Annotated in this window: 14 protein-coding genes and 6 tRNA genes; 7 read left to right on the forward strand and 13 right to left on the reverse strand. The window is 28.5% G+C overall.

The window, feature by feature from the left end; genetic code table 11:
- Positions 1–11: 11 nt before the first annotated feature.
- Positions 12–3386 carry a transcription-repair coupling factor gene (gene mfd / locus QIA41_RS01135; protein ID WP_320292228.1) on the forward strand — a complete coding sequence of 1125 codons (3375 nt, stop codon included), beginning with the start codon at positions 12–14 and terminating at the stop codon, positions 3384–3386.
- 23 nt (positions 3387–3409) lie between these two features.
- Positions 3410–4627: an acetate kinase gene (locus tag QIA41_RS01140; protein WP_320292229.1), complete on the forward strand. Its 1218-nt coding sequence runs from the start codon at positions 3410–3412 to the stop codon at positions 4625–4627.
- A 55-nt stretch (positions 4628–4682) separates the two neighbouring features.
- Here QIA41_RS01140 and QIA41_RS01145 read toward each other — a convergent pair whose 3' ends face one another.
- Both QIA41_RS01145 and QIA41_RS01150 read right to left on the reverse strand, forming a co-directional pair.
- Positions 4683–5252, reverse strand: a complete 570-nt coding sequence (locus QIA41_RS01145; protein ID WP_320292230.1) for a DJ-1 family glyoxalase III — start codon at positions 5250–5252, stop codon at positions 4683–4685.
- A gap of 14 nt (positions 5253–5266) precedes the next feature.
- Positions 5267–5340, reverse strand: a tRNA-Met gene (locus QIA41_RS01150).
- Positions 5341–5556: 216 nt separating this feature from the next.
- On the opposite strand from QIA41_RS01150, the gene QIA41_RS01155 reads away from it, so the two are divergent.
- Entirely contained in the window at positions 5557–7140 is a 1584-nt protein-coding gene (locus QIA41_RS01155; RefSeq protein WP_320292231.1) for a glycoside hydrolase family 3 protein, read from the forward strand.
- Here the strand turns inward: QIA41_RS01155 and QIA41_RS01160 are convergent.
- Positions 7137–8093 (reverse strand): DHH family phosphoesterase, encoded by a 957-nt coding sequence (locus tag QIA41_RS01160; protein WP_320292232.1) that lies wholly within the window; start codon positions 8091–8093, stop codon positions 7137–7139. The two genes, QIA41_RS01155 and QIA41_RS01160, sit on opposite strands and share 4 nt — an antisense overlap.
- A 119-nt stretch (positions 8094–8212) precedes the next feature.
- On the opposite strand from QIA41_RS01160, the gene cdd reads away from it, so the two are divergent.
- Entirely contained in the window at positions 8213–8650 is a 438-nt protein-coding gene (gene cdd, locus QIA41_RS01165; protein ID WP_320292233.1) for a cytidine deaminase, read from the forward strand.
- Positions 8651–8673: 23 nt separating this feature from the next.
- Here the strand turns inward: cdd and QIA41_RS01170 are convergent, their stop codons facing one another.
- On the reverse strand, positions 8674–9042 hold the full coding sequence (locus QIA41_RS01170; protein WP_320292234.1) for a hypothetical protein: 369 nt from the start codon (positions 9040–9042) through the stop codon (positions 8674–8676).
- Positions 9043–9163: 121 nt separating this feature from the next.
- Here QIA41_RS01170 and QIA41_RS01175 point away from each other — a divergent pair, with 121 nt between their 5' ends.
- The 3 genes from QIA41_RS01175 (at position 9164) to rpsD (ending at position 11332) form a co-directional block, all read left to right on the forward strand.
- Positions 9164–10537: a cation diffusion facilitator family transporter gene (locus tag QIA41_RS01175; RefSeq protein WP_320292235.1), complete on the forward strand. Its 1374-nt coding sequence runs from the start codon at positions 9164–9166 to the stop codon at positions 10535–10537.
- A 67-nt stretch (positions 10538–10604) separates the two neighbouring features.
- Positions 10605–10677, forward strand: a tRNA-Met gene (locus QIA41_RS01180).
- 28 nt (positions 10678–10705) lie between these two features.
- A complete protein-coding gene (rpsD, locus tag QIA41_RS01185; protein WP_320292236.1) occupies positions 10706–11332 on the forward strand; it encodes a 30S ribosomal protein S4 in 627 nt (208 codons plus the stop codon).
- A 60-nt stretch (positions 11333–11392) separates the two neighbouring features.
- Here rpsD and QIA41_RS01190 read toward each other — a convergent pair whose 3' ends face one another.
- The 9 genes from QIA41_RS01190 to QIA41_RS01230 all read right to left on the reverse strand — a co-directional run bounded on the left by QIA41_RS01190 (position 11393) and on the right by QIA41_RS01230 (position 17686).
- Entirely contained in the window at positions 11393–11545 is a 153-nt protein-coding gene (locus QIA41_RS01190; protein ID WP_320292237.1) for a hypothetical protein, read from the reverse strand.
- A 40-nt stretch (positions 11546–11585) separates the two neighbouring features.
- Positions 11586–13979: an endopeptidase La gene (gene lon, locus QIA41_RS01195; RefSeq protein ID WP_320292787.1), complete on the reverse strand. Its 2394-nt coding sequence runs from the start codon at positions 13977–13979 to the stop codon at positions 11586–11588.
- Positions 13966–15258, reverse strand: coding sequence for an ATP-dependent protease ATP-binding subunit ClpX (gene clpX, locus QIA41_RS01200; RefSeq protein ID WP_320292238.1), 1293 nt, complete (start codon positions 15256–15258; stop codon positions 13966–13968). The genes lon and clpX overlap by 14 nt, the downstream gene beginning before the upstream one ends.
- Positions 15259–15281: 23 nt before the next feature.
- Positions 15282–15866, reverse strand: a complete 585-nt coding sequence (gene clpP / locus QIA41_RS01205; protein WP_320292788.1) for an ATP-dependent Clp endopeptidase proteolytic subunit ClpP — start codon at positions 15864–15866, stop codon at positions 15282–15284.
- 14 nt (positions 15867–15880) lie between these two features.
- On the reverse strand, positions 15881–17242 hold the full coding sequence (gene tig, locus QIA41_RS01210; RefSeq protein WP_320292239.1) for a trigger factor: 1362 nt from the start codon (positions 17240–17242) through the stop codon (positions 15881–15883).
- A 42-nt stretch (positions 17243–17284) separates the two neighbouring features.
- Positions 17285–17356: transfer RNA gene (locus QIA41_RS01215), tRNA-Gly, on the reverse strand.
- A 5-nt stretch (positions 17357–17361) separates the two neighbouring features.
- Positions 17362–17442: transfer RNA gene (locus tag QIA41_RS01220), tRNA-Leu, on the reverse strand.
- A 79-nt stretch (positions 17443–17521) separates the two neighbouring features.
- A tRNA-Arg gene (locus QIA41_RS01225) sits at positions 17522–17595 on the reverse strand.
- Positions 17596–17613: 18 nt separating this feature from the next.
- A tRNA-His gene (locus tag QIA41_RS01230) sits at positions 17614–17686 on the reverse strand.
- Positions 17687–17816 lie beyond the last annotated feature (130 nt).

Raw genomic sequence — 17816 nt, forward strand, 5'->3', positions numbered from 1 at the left:
AAAGGTAAAAAATGAATATAGATGAAGAACTAACAACAATATTGAAAAATAATTCCTATTTAAAAAAAATGAAAGAATTTTTAGAACAAAATACATTTTTTTCATTAATAGGATATGAAGGATTTTTCACAGCTTTTTTAATCAAAAAAATCAAAGAATATAGTAAAACCGGGAAAATAATATTAATAGTTAAAGACGAACATACATTAGATAAAATCAAAAATGATTTAAAAGTAATTACAAATCAAGTCTTTGAGCTTAACTATTTTAGTCCTCTTGTATACAAGGGTATTGGCTCAAAAAGCACAATCTTTAATGAAAGAATAAAATTCTTGATCAATTTTTATAAAAAAAATCCTGGAATATATATTACAGTCTTAAAATCATTGCTAAGTAAAATACCTGATAAAAATACACTATTTAAAAATATATGTAAAATTGAAAAAAATGCCAATATTAATATATGGGACATTGAAAAAATTTTTATAACATTAGGATATGAAAAAACACTCAAAGTAACAATTCCAGGAGAATTTGTAATAAAGGGAGAAATTATAGACCTATATCCTTTTGGAGAAGAAAGCCCAATAAAAATTGTACTAAAATCCGACAAAATAGAAGAAATAAGGCAATTCAATCCTTTAAGCCAATTAAAACATAATAATGAAATTTTAAGATTCCAAATTCTTCCAAAAAAAGAAATTATTTGGAACGATGAAGTTATTAACATCCTCAAAACAAAGATCAAATCTGAAGAATATAAAAAAATTCTTGAAGAGTTGGATTTTAAAAAAGAAACAAAAACAGAAGAAATGTTTTATCCACTAATAGCAAATACTTACTTAAGCGATGAGATTGAAAAATACACACCTATTGTAAATTTTGAAATTAACGATTTTGAAAAAGAAATTGAAAAAATACACCAAGAATATGGAAAGCTTCATAAAGAAGCAAAAGAAGCTGACAAAAATACAATTGATCCAAAAATAATTTTCTTAAATCCTAAAACATTCAATCTAAAAAGCGATGTTTTATTTTCAAATATCAAAAATCCTAAATCCAAAGAAGTTGTAGAATTTAAAATTGAAAATGAGAAAAACTTTTTTTCAAATATTATACTCACAAAAGAACAATTCAAAAACTGGCTAGAAAATGGATTTAAAATCATTATTGCAGCAGAGTCTGAATCACAAAAAGAAAAACTTAAATATATTTTTAAAGAATTGCCAAAAGTGTCAATTGAGGTTCTAAAAATATCTAGCTCTTTAATAATAGAAAAAGAAAAAATTGCCATTATTCTTGAATCAAACATCTTCAATACGGGGCAAAAAATACACAAAACCTTTGAATCTTCAAAAACAAAAACCATTAATTCTTTTATTGAGATTGAGAAAAATAGCCATGTAGTTCACATAAACCATGGAATTGGTATATTCAGGCAAATAAAGAGAATAAAAACAAGCTTTCTTGAAAAAGATTATATTGAGATTGAATATGCTGAAGGAGAAAAACTATTTATTCCAATTGAACAAACAAATTTAATCCAAAAATACATTGGAAGTGATCCTAAAAATATAAAACTAGATAAAATTAGTTCTAAAACATGGATAAAAAATAAAGCAAATGCAAAAAAAAGAATCGAAGAGATTGCAGATAAATTAATAGAACTTTATTCGAAAAGAGAAAGCATTAAAGGTATTAAATACCCAAAAGATAACGAATTGCAATTATTATTTGAATCTGAATTTCCATACGATGAAACTCCAGATCAAATAACAGCAATAAAAGAAATTAAAGAAGACATGATGAGCTTTAAAGTAATGGATCGTCTTCTTTGTGGAGATGTTGGATTTGGAAAAACTGAAGTCGCAATGAGAGCTGCGTTTAAAGCTGTAATAGGAAACAAACAGGTTATTGTACTCTCACCAACAACTATATTGGCAGAACAGCATTTCAATACATTCAAAAAAAGATTCAAAAATTTTCCAATCAAAATCGAAGTATTAAGCAGATTCATAAAAAGTAGCACGGAAAACCGAATTTTAAACGAATTGAAAAATGGGAAAATTGATATAATCATAGGAACACACAAAATTCTTTCAAAAAAATTCACCTGCAAAAATCTAGGATTAATAATAATAGATGAAGAACAAAGATTTGGGGTAAAAGAAAAAGAAAAACTTAAAGAAATAAAAATTTCTGTTGATTGCCTTGCTCTTTCTGCAACACCAATCCCCAGGTCTCTTCATATGTCACTAATTAAACTTAGAGATATTTCTGTTTTAAAAATTCCGCCTAAAAACAGGGTAAAAATAGAAGCTTACTTAGAGCCGTTTAGTGAGCTTTTAATAAAACATGCGGTTGAAACTGAACTATCTCGAGATGGTCAAGTTTTTTTAGTAAATCACAATATTGAAGAACTACATTATTTAAAAACACTAATTGAAAAATTAACTCCTTATGCCAGGATTGCAATAATTCATGGAAAACTCACAGGAGACGATATCGAAAATATAATGCACAATTTTATTAAAAAAGCGTATCAAATCTTATTGGCAACAACAATAATTGAAAATGGAATAGATATTCCAAATGCAAATACAATAATCATTAATAATGCAAACAAATTTGGACTTGCACAGTTATATCAACTGAAAGGAAGAGTTGGAAGGGGATCTAAGAAAGCTTATGCTTATTTTTTGTACCAAGATAGCGAGAAATTAAATGAACGCTCTATTGAAAGACTAAAAGCAATAACCGAATTTTCAGATCTAGGATCAGGATTTAAAATAGCAATGAAAGACATGGAAATAAGGGGTGTTGGGAATTTGCTTGGCAGAGAACAACATGGAGAGATTGAATCAATTGGCTTGGATTGCTATTTAACAATGTTAAATAAAGCAATTGAAAAGAAAATGGGAAAAATCGCATCAGAAGAAGAGGTTAATATTGAAATTAACTATAGTGGCTTTATTCCTGATGATTATGTAAAAAATGAGCCGGATAAAATACTAATCTACAAAAAAATTTTTGAAATTCAAACTGAAGAAGAAAGTAAAAAAATAAGATCAGAAATTCAAGACAACTTTGGTCCAATACCTAAAGAAATAAATAGCCTATTAATGCTAGCTGAACTTAAAATTTTAGCAAAAAAATTAAACATAAAAAAACTTAAAGAAACAAAAAAAACTTTAGAGATAGAATATAAAAATATAGAAAGCATTCCTATGGAAAAAATAGTAGAAATACTTCAAAAACATCCTAATTTATTAGTATTAAATCCATCATATCAAAAATCAATTTTTTTAAACTTTAAAAATATTGAAAAATATGAAAGAATGAATTACATATATAAAAATATTAACTTACTAAAAACAGATACATAGTTTATCAAATATAAAAGGAAAAAATGAAAATATTAATCATAAACACGGGAAGTTCTTCGTTAAAATTTACTGTTTATCAATACGAAAATTCAAAAAAATTAATATCAGGAATTATTGAAAAAATAAAATTACAAAAATCAATCGTAAAAATTATAAATACTGATGGGGCAATAACAGAAAGATTTGAGAAAGGAATTGAAAATCACCAAAAAGCAATAGAAAAAATGTTTAAAATATTGCTAAACGGCAATTCAAAAATTCTTAAAACTATCAGTGAGATTAAAATAATAGGACATCGAGTTGTACATGGGGGATCGAGCTTCAAAAATTCAATAATTCTTAAAAGCAGCATTTTAAATAAATTAAAACAAATTTCTGAACTTGCCCCACTTCACAACCCAAGTGCACTCACCACAATAGAAACAATACTTAAAATTTTACCACACGCAAAACAAGTTTTATGCTTTGATACATCATGGCATCAAACTATGAAAGAACACGCTTTTCTTTACGCAATTCCATACTCTTGGTATAAAAACCACAATATTAGAAAATATGGCTTTCATGGCCTATCTTATTCCTACGTAGCAAAGAGATCCTCAGAAATTTTAAATAAAAAAATAGACAATCTAAATTTAATAATATTACATCTTGGGAATGGAGCAAGTATTAATGCTATTAAAGATGGAAAATCTTACGACACAAGCATGGGAATTACCCCACTTGAAGGCCTTATGATGGGAACAAGAAGTGGTGATATAGATCCATCAATTATTAATATAATGAGCACTATATTAAATAAAACCACTAAACAAATAGAAGAAATATTAAACAAAGAAAGCGGTATATTAGGAATTTCTGAAAAATCAAATGACATGCGAGATATTTGGAACAAAATTGAAGAAGGAGAATATCAATCAAAACTTGCAGTAGAGATAATGACCTACAGAATAAAAAAATATATTGGGTCTTACATTGCCATTCTTGATTTTAATATTGATGCAATAGTTTTTACAGGTGGGATTGGTATTGTTGATTATAAAGTAAGAGAATTTGCACTAAAAGGATTTGAAAAAATTGGAATAGACCTGGATCTGGAAAAAAACGAGATGGCCCAAAACAAAAATTTAGAATCTGAAATATCAGCGACTAAGAGCAAAGTAAAAATACTTGTAATACCAACAAACGAAGAATCAACCATCCTTGAAGACATTTATAATTTAATTCCAAAAAATTTATAAAAATTTAAAAATTTCAATTTTGAAGACTAAATTTAATTCATTTATTATGATCATTTTAAATAGTTTTGATTAAGCTGTCATAAAGTAAAGTTGCTTTTTTAACATTTTCCATTACTTGTCTTCCCTTCACCATTTCAAGAAGAGTAAAAGCAAATTCAAAGGAAGTTCCAACTCCTTTAGAAGTAATGAAATTATTGCTAACAACAACATTTTTATCCACAAATTCACCATCAAGCACGTTTTTTTCCAAACCTGGATAACATGTGAACTTATTAGATCCCAAAAGACCCTTAGCAGCTAGCACTACTACTGGAGAGGCGCAAATAGCTGCAATAAATTTACCTCTAGCATTCATATCTTTTAAAATAAAATCTAATTCTTTTGAATTAAAAAGATTAGTGGCCCCAGGCATGCCTCCTGGAAGGATTATTAGATCAAAAAAACTCCCCTTACAACTTAATATTACATCATCTGCTAAAAAAGAAACGCCTTTTGAACTTATTACAGCATTGTTATCATTTATACTGATAATCTTAATATTAACATTGCCCCGTCTTAAAATATCAATCGGAATTATAGCCTCAATATCTTCAAAACCATTTGCAAGAATAATCCCTACTACCATTTACAACTCCTAAATGCTGATGGAGGGACTTGAACCCACGACAACTCGGATATGAGCCGAGTGCTCTAACCAACTGAGCTACATCAGCCTCAACTTTTATTAAGTGTATAAATTCAATAATGCTTTGTCAATGTTATTATTCAAAAGCATTATTATAAAGTATAATACAAAATGATTCGCTAATAAACATAAATACTAATACTAATTTAGCATTTATTATTTGTATGGTTAAATGAAAAGAAATTTTTATCTTATTGTCCTTTTTATAACTCACAACTGCTTTTCCATTGATTTTTGGGATACGATGGAAAAAGAAAAGCTAATAAATGAAATCGTAAATAAAATGCAAGATCACGAACTACTAGGACAAATGTTTATGATAAGCTATCCAAATCAATTAATAACAAATTTTGTTCTTGATTTTATAAGCAAAAAAAACCTTGGGGGAATTAAAATTTTTGGATGGAATGCAAAAATTTTAAAAAACTTAACAGAAAGCATTAATAAAGCACAAAAAACATCTCAAAATAATAGATTTAAAATTCCTTTATTCGTAGCAACAGATCAAGAAGGGGGATTAGCACAGCACATAAAATCAAATACATCAGAAACAATTGGTAATCTTGGAATTGCAGCAACTCTATCACCTGTAGATTCTTACAATACAGGGTATTATATTGCACAAGAGTTAAGCAAGCTTGGAATAAATTTAAATTTCGCACCCATAGTAGATATATATAGTGAAGAAAATAATTTCACAATAGGGCCAAGAACATATTCGGATAACCCTAAAATAGTATCACTTTTTTCTCTGGCCTTTTATAAAGGTCAAAAGCAAAAAGGAATAATTTCTACTGCAAAGCATTTCCCAGGACATGGAAATACTACTCTTGACTCCCATATAAATATTCCAATAATAAATTCTAATTTAATAGAAATAAACTTAAATGAACTTTTGCCATATAAAACATTAATCCAAGAAAACATACCGGTAATAATGACAGGTCATCTAGCATATCCAAAACTTACAAATGGGGAAAACATTCCTGCATCATCCTCAACGAAAATAATTAAAGATATACTGAGAAATAAATTAAAATATAATAACATAATAATTACTGACGACTTATTAATGAATGCAGCAAGATACAATAATGAAAGTATTTACACTACAATTGAAAGAATAGTTAGAACTAAAAGTGACATTTTTTTAATATCTTTAAATGAAAATATACAAAAAAATGCTTACAACATGCTATTAAATTTAATGAAAAAAGATTCGGAAATAAAAACTAATATTATTGAGTCTAATAAAAGAATATTAAGAATAAAGTTGGAATACTTAAAAGAAAATAAAAATCAATCAGATCTTTATCCCAATTTTAACAAAGATGAGAAAATATCTTCAAAAAAAGGTGAAAAGTTTTTTGAACAAAATACATTAAGGGGTATTACAAAAATAAGAATAGAAAAAGAGATATCTAAAACTAAAAAAACCCTCATAATATCTCCTTACTACAAAATGATTTCGGAAGGCAAAAAAATATTTCAAAATACATATGCTTATTATTACGACTACTATCCCTTAAGCAGAATTAATCCCCAAAAACTCAACGAAATTAAAAAATTAATTAAAAATTTTGATCAAGTAATCTTTAATTTATCAACGCCTGGAAGCTTAAAATATTTAGAAAATTTGAAAGAATATAAAGATAAAATAAGTGTAATCGCATCTCTTACACCTCAACACATTAAAAAATTGAACTGGATAAAAAACATAGTAATTATTTATGGAACAACACCTTTGGCATTTAAATCTGGATTTTTAACACTTACTAAGGATTTTGATCCAAAAGGTACCATCCCTTTAAAAAATATTATAAATTAAATATTATCCTTAATGTATGCTAACATTCTATTTTTTACAATCTCTAGAGAACCTTGTTTAACTTTAAACCCACTAGCATTTTTATGTCCTCCGCCTCCAAAATCTTCTGCCAATTTTCCAACATTAAAAGAATCTCTAGATCTTAACCCAACTATAATCGAACCATCTTCCATTTCCTTTAAAATACCTAAAATTTCATTATTTTCAACATTGTTTAAAATCATATAAAAAAGTTCATTAACACCAGTAACGCCACCATCTTTGCTAAACCCGGAAGAAGATAGGAATGTAAACAAAACCTTTCCATTCCAATAAGATTCAAGACTATTTAACATTAACTTAAGGGTTTCTATTGACTTTAAACTTTTGGTTGCCTCTATATAACTGTGAATCTCTTTAAGACTTATTCCTTTTGAAACCAATCTTGCAACCATTTCAAAAGGCTCTGGATCACTTCTTGAAATAAATTTAAAAAAACCAGTATCAGTACAAAATCCTACTAAAATATACCAAGCCTCTTCTTTGGTGAGATCAAATCCAAACTCCCTGATCAATTTTTCAATTAAAAAGGTAGTAGAGGGTGCAAAAGGATCAATATAACTTACGCATTTTAGTCTTTCACCAGACATATGATGATCAATTACTAAAATAGGCATATCCTTTACATAAAATATAAATTCATCACCTATCCTATCTAAAATGGAACAATCCAAAATAATAACTGAATAATTTGAAAGCTCAATATTAGGCCATTCAGATAAAAATTTATCCTTAAAAGGAATTATTTCTTTTCTAACAAAAGGACCTTCATTTAACAAAACAGAACTTTTACCAATTCTTGAGAGAAAAGAAGATAAAGCTAAAGACGAACCTATACAATCAAAATCGGGATCTTTGTGTCCAATAATAATAAAATTATTATACTTTTTAATAAAATTAATAACATCTCTCATAATAAAGTCCAAAAACCTTCCGTAAAACAAGTTTTTAAATTGTTTTACATTGACTATATTACAATATTTCAATAAAATAAGCCACAAAAGCTAATAAAATATAACAAATGGGGGCAATTGTGGAAAAACCAAAACAAGAAGATATAAATAAAGCATTTTATATGGCAGAAAAAGCGAGAAACAATTCATATTCTCCATATTCAAAATTCAAAGTAGGTGCCTGCATAAAAACCAAAACAAACGATTTTTTTATTGGAACAAATGTTGAAAATGCAAGCTTTGGAGCAACTTGTTGCGCAGAAAGAAGTGCTATTTCAAATATGATTGCAACAATCGGTGTACAAACAATAGATTTTTTATTGCTCAATACAAATCCTGAATCTACTCCATGTGCTATATGCCTACAAGTAATGACAGAATTTTTTGATTCAGATACTAAAATAATAATAACAGGATCTAACTCATTTAATGAAAACAAAATGCCAATAAAAATTTACACATTAAAAGATTTGCTTAAAACTCCTTTTGATAAAAAAGAGCTACTAAGAGTAACATAGACTTAAACTTGCAAAAAATTAAATCACCCTAACATCTTTAGAGAAACTAAAGCATTTGCAAGCCTATTTAACTTTTCGCTTTCAAGAGTATTGGCAGATAAATCAAATACATTTAAAATAAGTTTTTTCTCATCAAGATCAAAATTATCTTCCAAATTCTCAAATAATAAAAAATTAATAATTGGAACAAATTTTTCTAAAAAAATATATAAATTATTATTAAAATCATAAGCTTCATAATAATAATTGAATATATCTTCTAATGACTTTCTGTCATACTCTTTTAAAACTTCACAAAAAATATTTTTAATATTCTCAATTAAACTGTCCAAATTATTATTATTCAAAATAATTTTTTTACATTTTTTCACAAAAAAATCCGCTTGCCGCATAAAATATTCCTCACTTTTACCTTAGTAAACCAAGATTGAGCTTGAATTTAATAAATGATAAAATGTAGCCATTAATGCTACATTAATGAAATTATGCAATAACTAGGAGAATGTTACAATCATGGTCAAAGTAATAAGCTTAAAAAACATTAATAAATTTGCTTATTTAAAACTGGATCCTTTACAAAAAGAAGATATCTACATAGTTTATATTGAAAATAATTCAAAATTAATTGCAAATCTTAAAGCAAAAACACAGGCTGATCAAATTGAAATAATTCATTTTTATATTAATGATAATTTTAAATCAGAAGGTATAGAAAGAATAATGATTAGCAATCTAATTTACTATGGCAAAAAAAATAAATTTAAAACAATCTCGAGCAAAATTATAGAAATACAAGAAGAGCTTTTAAGTTTAGGATTTGAAAATAAAGATTCTCAATATAAAAAAGAATTAGCATCTGAAATAGAAGAAGATAAATTTGTAATGGGAATAGGAATAATCTCTATATTCACCGAAGTAGCATCAATATCCTCCAAGCTTACCGTAGGAATACTTTTTAACTCATTTGCACTTATCGCTGATGCTTTTCACGTCATGGCTGACTTTGTTTTATCCACAATAACTTACTTTAGTTTAAAAATTACAAGCAAGCCTGAAACTATACATTATCCTCACGGACACAAACTAATGGAAAGCCTAATAGCTTTTATCATGGGAATAATCATACTTATGGCAGGATTCACGTTATTTTTAAATACAACCGGATTAAACAAATTTATCACTCTTGGAGGAGAGTCTGGATTTAATTTACACATACACCAAAACAAAAACAATGATGAAAATATATATGAACATGAACACAGTCACTCACATGATCACGATCACGATCAAGATCACAGTCATGATCACGGTCATGACCACAACGAAGAAGACAGAAAAAATATACTAGAAATATTTTCAAATAAATCCCTTAAAAAAAGTTTGTGGATACCAATAATCCCATTCATTTTTTTTATAGTGAAAATAATAGAATATTTGACAAAATTCCAAATAGGAAAAAGATATAATAATCAACTTCTCCTAGCATTAGCTTCTGCTGATAAAAACTGTATATTCTCACATGGCGGGATTACACTAAGCTTACTACTTGCAACTTACATGTGGAGTGGATTTGACAAAATTATGTCAATATTTATCGGCTTTATTATAATAAAAGAAGGGCTTAATGTAATAATAAATAACGCAAACAATTTGCTTTCAAAGCAAAATATAGATCTTAAAAGAAGTGTAAAAGACACATTAAAAAATTCACATATAAACTTTAAAACACTTGATTTCCAAAATCAAGGTAACAAGCTTGTACTTTATATAAAAATAAATTTGAATTCAGAAAATGACTTACAAGGTTTTATAGACAAAACACAAAATATTAGAAAAATAATAAAACAAGAATATAAGGAAATAAATGATATATATTTCTTAGTCTAATTACATTAATAATAAATAAATAATTGACACTTATAATAAAGTTGTGTTAACATTTTAAACTATAAGACGCAGGGTAGAGCAGTTGGTAGCTCGTCGGGCTCATAACCCGAAGGTCATAGGTTCGAGTCCTATCCCTGCTATACCTTATTTTAAATATGTGAGGAATTGATGAATAGAAAACAAATAGCTAAGGGCAAGCTAGTGAGAAGGTTTGGTATTAACATTTTTGAACAGCCGAAATATGACAAGATTCTTAAAAAAAAGCCGCATCCTCCAGGAATGCATGGAAAAGCAAGAAAAGCTAAAATCACAGAATATGGAAAACAATTGATAGAAAAGCAAAAAATAAAATTTGCTTACGGTGTAAGCGAAAGACAGTTAACCAACACTTTTAAAGAAGCTAAAAAACACCATGGTGTTACGGGTGATAACTTACTCTCAATACTTGAAAGAAGAATTGACAATGTTGTATATAGAGCTGGATTTGCCATTTCAAGAGCACACGCGAGACAAATAGTTTCTCATGGTATTATTATATTAAATGGAAGAAGAGTTACAATTCCCTCAATAATACTAAGAGCAAATGATCAAATTCAAATAAAAGAGAAAGATAGTTTAAAAAAATTAATAAGATCAAATATAGAAAAAACTTCAACTCTTAGAAATTTACCAACTTGGATAGAAGTAAACGCTGATGATTTAAACATAAAAGTAAAGCATGCCCCATCAAGAGATGAGATACCTACACTCGCTAATGAGCAAATGGTTGTAGAATATTATTCTAAAAGAGCGTAACATATCTTTTATTTTTATATTATTAAAAGTACAAAAAGTGGCCAACCAAAGCCACTTTCTTCATTTGCCCTTTTTTTTACCCTTTGAAAAATTTTTTCCCAAATTATTTTTAGCAAAACAAGAAAAACTGTTATTTTTGTTCAAATTTTTAGCATAAGGCTGAGCACTAAAAGATGCCCTGCTGCCTGAAGGTTTTCTAACTCCATCTTTCATATATTTACTCCTAAAATATAAATTTAAATAAGTAAATTTTTTAAATAATATTTAAATAATCAAAAACTTCTTCCAAACTGGAGACAAACTTAACATCTATATTATCCTTAACTTCTTCTGGGAGCTTAAAATAATCTTTTTTATTGTCTTTAGGTAAAATAACTTTGTTTATACCGCTTCTATAGGCTGCTAAAACTTTTTCTTTAATTCCACCTACAGGAAGAACAAAACCTTTCAAAGTCACCTCACCGGTCATTGCAAGATCCAAAGGAACTTTTTTGTCAGAAAGTATTGAAGCAATTGCTGTTGCAATGGTAATACCTGCAGAAGGCCCATCTTTTGGTGTTGCTCCTTCTGGAAAATGTAAATGAATTTCTGGACTTTCTTTTACGTCAAAATTAAGCTTAGAAGAATAGGATTTAACTATAGAATATGCAAGCTGTGCACTCTCTTTCATAATAGTCCCAAGACTGCCCGTTAGAATGATGTCTCCTTTTTTTTCGAACTTAGTTGCCTCAACAGGAAGAACTGTGCCACCATAATTTGTCCAAGCAAGTCCATAAACAAATCCAGAAGAGTCAATCTTAATCAAATCTAAGTTATACTCAGTATCAACATAATTATAGTAATTATTAATATTGATTATTTTATAAATACCTGGAACATCAGGATCATGCGTAAAAAGCGAATTATTACCGTGTATCAAAGAACTTGGTGAATAAAAATTGCCTTTGATAATTTGGTCTTTAGAATGCTCATAAAGCAATTCTCTTACAAGTCTCCTAATCAAATTAGTTAAAACTCTCTTTAGTCCCCTTACACCGGATTCCATAGTATAGTTTCTAATTAAATTTAAAATAACATCGTCTTCTATTTTTATGTAAACTTTGTTTAAAAAGCTCTCTTTAATTATACTTGGAATCAAAAAAATTTTAGCAATCTCCAATTTTTCAATATAAGAATAGCCCTCGACTTTAATTATTTCCATTCTATCAAGAAGTGGCTTTGACATACCATTAAGAGAATTAGCTGTTGTAATAAATAAAACATTAGAAAGATCGTAAGGAACTTCCAAATAATGATCTATAAATTTATAATTTTGATCGGGATCTAAAACTTCTAAAAGAGCAGATTCGGGATTTCCTTTGTAACTATTATTAATTTTATCTATTTCATCAAGAAGAATAACGGGATTAGATTTTCCTGATCTTTTCATTGCACTAATAAAAACACCTGGAAGAGAGCCAACATAAGTTCTTCTGTGCCCCCTAATTTCTGCCTCATCTCTTAAGCCACCTAGAGATATTTTAACAAATTCTCTAGACAATGATCTTGCAATAGATTCTACAAGAGATGTTTTGCCAATACCAGGGGGTCCTACAAGGCATAAAATAGGAGCTTTTACCTTAGAATTAATTTGATAAACAGCTAAAAAATTTATTATCTTTTCTTTTGCCTCATCCATACCATAATGAGAATTTCTTAAAATAAACTCAATCTCGCTTAAATGATTTTTCATAACAGTATTTTCATTCCATGGAAGATCTAATATTAATTCTATATAACTTCTAATAATATTCGCATCAGGAGAGCTCATCTGCATTTTAGATAATCTAGAAATTTCTTTTTCAATCTTAGATTTAACATCTTCTGGAATATCTTTGGAATTTAATCTGTCAAGATAATCATTTTCATCTTTACCCAATCTTTTTTGTATCTCTTTAACTTGCTCAGAAAGAAAATAATCCCTTTGCCCCTTATCCAACTTAGCTCTAACTTTAGAATTAATATCTTTTTTAAGGTCTAAAAGATCAATTTCAATGTTTAAATTAACAATTAACTTTTCTATTCTAATTTTAACATTTAACTCTTGCAAAAGTTCTAATTTTATACTATTTTCTAGGTTTGAGGTGGAGGCTATAATATCTACAAGCTTGCTTGGATTCTCAAAATAATTAATTGGCTCATTCTCACTATCATAAGATTTCAAAGATAAGGAATTTCTATAAACCTCATAAGTTTCTTTTAAAAATTTAGAGTACGTGTAAAGCTCTCTGTTTAATCCAACATCATCAGATACAAAAGTAACTTTAGCTCTTAAATAGCCATTTTTTTTTAAAACACTACCTATAAGAACTCGGCTTTGGCACTCAACCAAAACTTTTACTACTTCTTTACTGACCTTTATAACCTGTATCAGTTTAGAATAAGTAGCAACAGAGCATAGGCTTTTACTTACCCCCACCTTACCATATTCATCATAATTAGATTCATTAGGATAAGCAAACAGAATCAACCTTTCCTCTAGCATAGATTGAGCTATAGAATTAATTACATATTCGTTATCAAAGGTTACCCACAACGTCATATTTGGAAAAAGAACATTTTCTTTTAAAATAACAATTGGAAGATCTTCTTTTCTATTTTTTATCATATTTAAGATTGATTTCATATAACTCTTTTGTCCAAGGTTTTTTAATTGCATTCCCTACCAAAATTAATGGGTTAATATCTGCATTCAAAACAGATTCTTTTGTAACAACGACCTTCTTAGCCTTGCTAATAGAAGGAACCTCAAACATAACATCCTTAAGAAGACTCTCTAAGATAGATCTAAGACCTCTTGCTCCAGTATTCTTTAAAATAGCTTCATCTACAATTGATTCTAGGGCATCTTTTTCAAATACCAATTCAACATTATCCATTTTAAACATATGATAATATTGCTTAACAATAGAATTTTGGGGATCAACTAATATTCTCATCAAATCTTCTTTATTTAACTTTGCAAGATACGAATGTACAGGAAGTCTACCAACAAACTCTGGTATCAAGCCAAATTTAATCAAATCTTCCATTTCCAAATACTTTAATGAAGCGTCTTCTTTTATATTCTTTTTTTCAATTGCTGAAAACCCAATAGAGCTCTTATTTATTCGATTCTTAACAATATTTTCAAGTCCAACAAAAGCACCACCACATATAAAGAGTATATTTTGGGTATTAATTTCAATAGTATCCTCATAAGGGTGTTTTCTTCCACCTCTTGGGGGAACATTGGCAATAGTACCCTCAATTATCTTTAACAAAGCCTGTTGAACTCCTTCTCCAGAAACATCTCTTGTTATTGAAACATTCTCATTTTTTTTAGCAATTTTATCTATTTCGTCTATATAAATAATCCCCTTCTCAGCTAAACTAACATCTCCATGAGCAGCATGTATCAATTTAAGCAAAATATTTTCTACATCTTCACCAACATATCCAGCTTCTGTCAAAGTTGTAGCATCTGCTATTGCAAATGGCACATTCATCTCTGCAGCCAACGTTTTTGCAAGTAAAGTTTTACCACTGCCTGTAGGACCAACCAAAAGTATATTGGATTTTTCAATCTCAATATCATCATCATATTTATTATTTTTCAATATTCTTTTATAATGATTATAAACAGCCACAGATAAAACTTTTTTTGCATCTTCTTGTCCAACAACATACATATCTAAATGATCTTTAAGTTGCTTAGGAGTTGGTAAACCATTGGATTTGGAATCCAGCGACTTACACAACTTTTCTTTAAAAAGATTGTGACATATTTTAGAACATTCGGGACAAATCGCTACCCCATTGGATATAACAACATTGCCTCCAAGTTCAGCGACACTAAGTCCACAAAAAGAACATTCCTTTACTTTTTGACCTTTTACTCTTGCCATAAAAATTTTACCAAAAATGGAAACTATTCTCTCACTAGGATATTATCAATAAGACCATATTTAAGAGCATCGTTTGAAGTCATAAAATAATCTCTTTCCATATCAAGAGCCAGTTTTTCCTTATCAACCCCTATCTGAGCAGACATAATATCTATTATCAATTTTTTAAGTCTTAAAATTTCATTAGCTTGTATATTTATATCACTAGCCTGGCCACTTATTCCGCCCCAAGGCTGGTGAATCATTATTCTAGAATAAGTTAAAGATTCTCTTTTGCCCTTGGCACCACCAGCAAGCAAAAAAGCTCCCATTGAAGCAGCCTGCCCAATGCAAATCGTTCTTACATCGGGTTTTATATATTGCATAGTATCATAAATTGCAAGGCCTGCAGTAATACTGCCACCTGGAGAATTCAAATAAAGATAAATATCTTTGTTCGAATCTTCTGATTCTAAAAACAAAAGTTGAGCAATTACAGTATCGGCCTTAGGATCATTAATTTCACCACTCAAAAATATTATACGCTCCCTAAGTAATCTTGAATATATGTCAAACACTCTCTCATAATTTCCCGTATTCTCTATCACAGTGGGTATTAAATTATGTATAAATTTCATTTTTCTTACTCACAAATTTTATAATTAACAAAATCTTTAAAAGAAATTTGTTTACCTTTTACTTCTTTAAGATTCGCTAAAATTATTTTATTAAACCTTTTCCTTTTAATATCATCCTTTAAATAAGAAATTAAATTTTGATCTTCATAAAATTTTTTAATCTCTTCATAACTCAAACCTGAATTCTCGGACTGTTTAATCATCTCATCTTCAAGATCGCTCTCAGTAACTTCAGCTGGATCTAAATCCACCATTTTTTGAATTATTAACTTAGATTTCAAATTGCTAAGAATTTCATCTTTTAAATTATTATTACCAATATATCCCGAAGAATAAAATATATTTTTAAACTCTTCAAGGCTCATTTTATTTTGCTTTTTAATATCATTTTTAAAAGCAATTTCAATTTCAGCTTCAATCATTGAATGCGGAATATCTATTTCTAATTTTTCAGAAATGGTAGAAAAAAATTTACTTAATTTTAAAGCTTCCTTTTTTTCTTCAATAAGTTTTAAAAGATTAGATCTTATAAAACTTTTAAGATCATCTAATGTATTATAACTGTCGCTAATATCTTTTGCAAATTCATCATCTATTAAAGGAAAGTCTCTTTTTTTAATACTCTTAATTTTAACCTTCAATTTTCTTGAAGAACCTGCAAGCTCTTCAAATTTGTAATCCTTAATATAAGATTTTTCTATGACCCTCTCTTCATCTATTCTCATACCAATTACATCTCTGTCAAAATCATAATAAGTCTCAGATTTTCCAACTGTAAAAACAAAGCCTTGTCTTCTTGTTGATACTACCTCATTTAAAAAATCATCAAGTTCAACAAAATCCACTTTAACAATGCTATCTTTCTTAACAATCCCTTCATCATCCTCAATAATGACTGAATTTTCTATTTGAAGACACTTAATCTCATTGTCAATATCAGAATCATCAATAAAAACTTCAGGAACCTCTACTTCAACATCAATATCATTAAAATTTGGAATTTTAAATTCAGGATAAGTCTCATATACAAAAGTAAATTCAAAATCTTTATCAAGATTTAATCTTAAATTATTTTCTTTTATAATGGGAGAAGAATAACTTAAGGGTCTTTTGGGTTCTTCTTTAAAAAATTCTTTAAGAGAATCATTAATCACCTCTTCCAAAAGAGCGGCTTTTAAACCCTCAGAATACTTTTTCTCAATAATACTAATAGGAACTTTTCCAACTCTAAAACCCTCAATCTTAAGCCTGGAAGAATAATCTTGTAATAATGAGTTATATTTTTCCTGAATAATATTTTTTGAAACTTTAATGACAACCTCAACTTTTGAACCTGGAAGAAACTTAATGTTTTTACTCAAAATCACTGTTAACGCCTCAATTAAATCTTATTGATAATTATTATAAAAAGCGAAAGACGGGATTTGAACCCGCGACTTCCACCTTGGCAAGGTGACACTCTACCCCTGAGTTACTTTCGCACTTTTACAGAAGGTGGGAGTCGAACCCACACGCCAAAAGCACTAGATCCTAAGTCTAGCGTGTCTGCCAATTCCACCACTCCTGCATACTTCATACTCAAACTAGTATACAAAAACTTAAAAGCTTTTGCAAGTATGCCTAATTTACCAAATAAATAATATTTTCGCACTCAGCAGGATTCGAACCTGCAACCTTTGGATTCGAAGTCCACTGCTCTATCCAATTGAGCTATGAATGCGGTTAAAAATGATTATAGGGTGATTGACGGGGATTGAACCCGCGACATTCGGAACCACAACCCGACGCTCTACCAACTGAGCTACAACCACCAATAAAAAGCACGATTCTATAATATTTTATAAATATTTAATTTTCAAGTCAATAAAAAATATGAATAACAAAAATTATATAACTTCTGTTTTAAAACTTAAATTAAAAAATTGAGTTTTCAAAGCTAAA

Origin of the sequence: Borreliella sinica (assembly GCF_033969665.2) — a bacterium.
GTDB classification, from domain to species: domain Bacteria; phylum Spirochaetota; class Spirochaetia; order Borreliales; family Borreliaceae; genus Borreliella; species Borreliella sinica.

Excerpts from the sequence above, each read along its gene's own strand:
- mfd (WP_320292228.1), top strand. The coding sequence starts at position 12 with ATGAATATAGATGAAGAACTAACAACAATATTGAAAAATAATTCCTAT.
- QIA41_RS01140 (WP_320292229.1), top strand. The coding sequence starts at position 3,410 with ATGAAAATATTAATCATAAACACGGGAAGTTCTTCGTTAAAATTTACT.
- QIA41_RS01145 (WP_320292230.1), bottom strand. The coding sequence starts at position 5,252 with ATGGTAGTAGGGATTATTCTTGCAAATGGTTTTGAAGATATTGAGGCT.
- QIA41_RS01155 (WP_320292231.1), top strand. The coding sequence starts at position 5,557 with ATGGAAAAAGAAAAGCTAATAAATGAAATCGTAAATAAAATGCAAGAT.
- QIA41_RS01160 (WP_320292232.1), bottom strand. The coding sequence starts at position 8,093 with ATGAGAGATGTTATTAATTTTATTAAAAAGTATAATAATTTTATTATT.
- QIA41_RS01170 (WP_320292234.1), bottom strand. The coding sequence starts at position 9,042 with ATGCGGCAAGCGGATTTTTTTGTGAAAAAATGTAAAAAAATTATTTTG.
- QIA41_RS01175 (WP_320292235.1), top strand. The coding sequence starts at position 9,164 with ATGGTCAAAGTAATAAGCTTAAAAAACATTAATAAATTTGCTTATTTA.
- rpsD (WP_320292236.1), top strand. The coding sequence starts at position 10,706 with ATGAATAGAAAACAAATAGCTAAGGGCAAGCTAGTGAGAAGGTTTGGT.
- QIA41_RS01190 (WP_320292237.1), bottom strand. The coding sequence starts at position 11,545 with ATGAAAGATGGAGTTAGAAAACCTTCAGGCAGCAGGGCATCTTTTAGT.
- lon (WP_320292787.1), bottom strand. The coding sequence starts at position 13,979 with ATGATAAAAAATAGAAAAGAAGATCTTCCAATTGTTATTTTAAAAGAA.
- clpX (WP_320292238.1), bottom strand. The coding sequence starts at position 15,258 with ATGGCAAGAGTAAAAGGTCAAAAAGTAAAGGAATGTTCTTTTTGTGGA.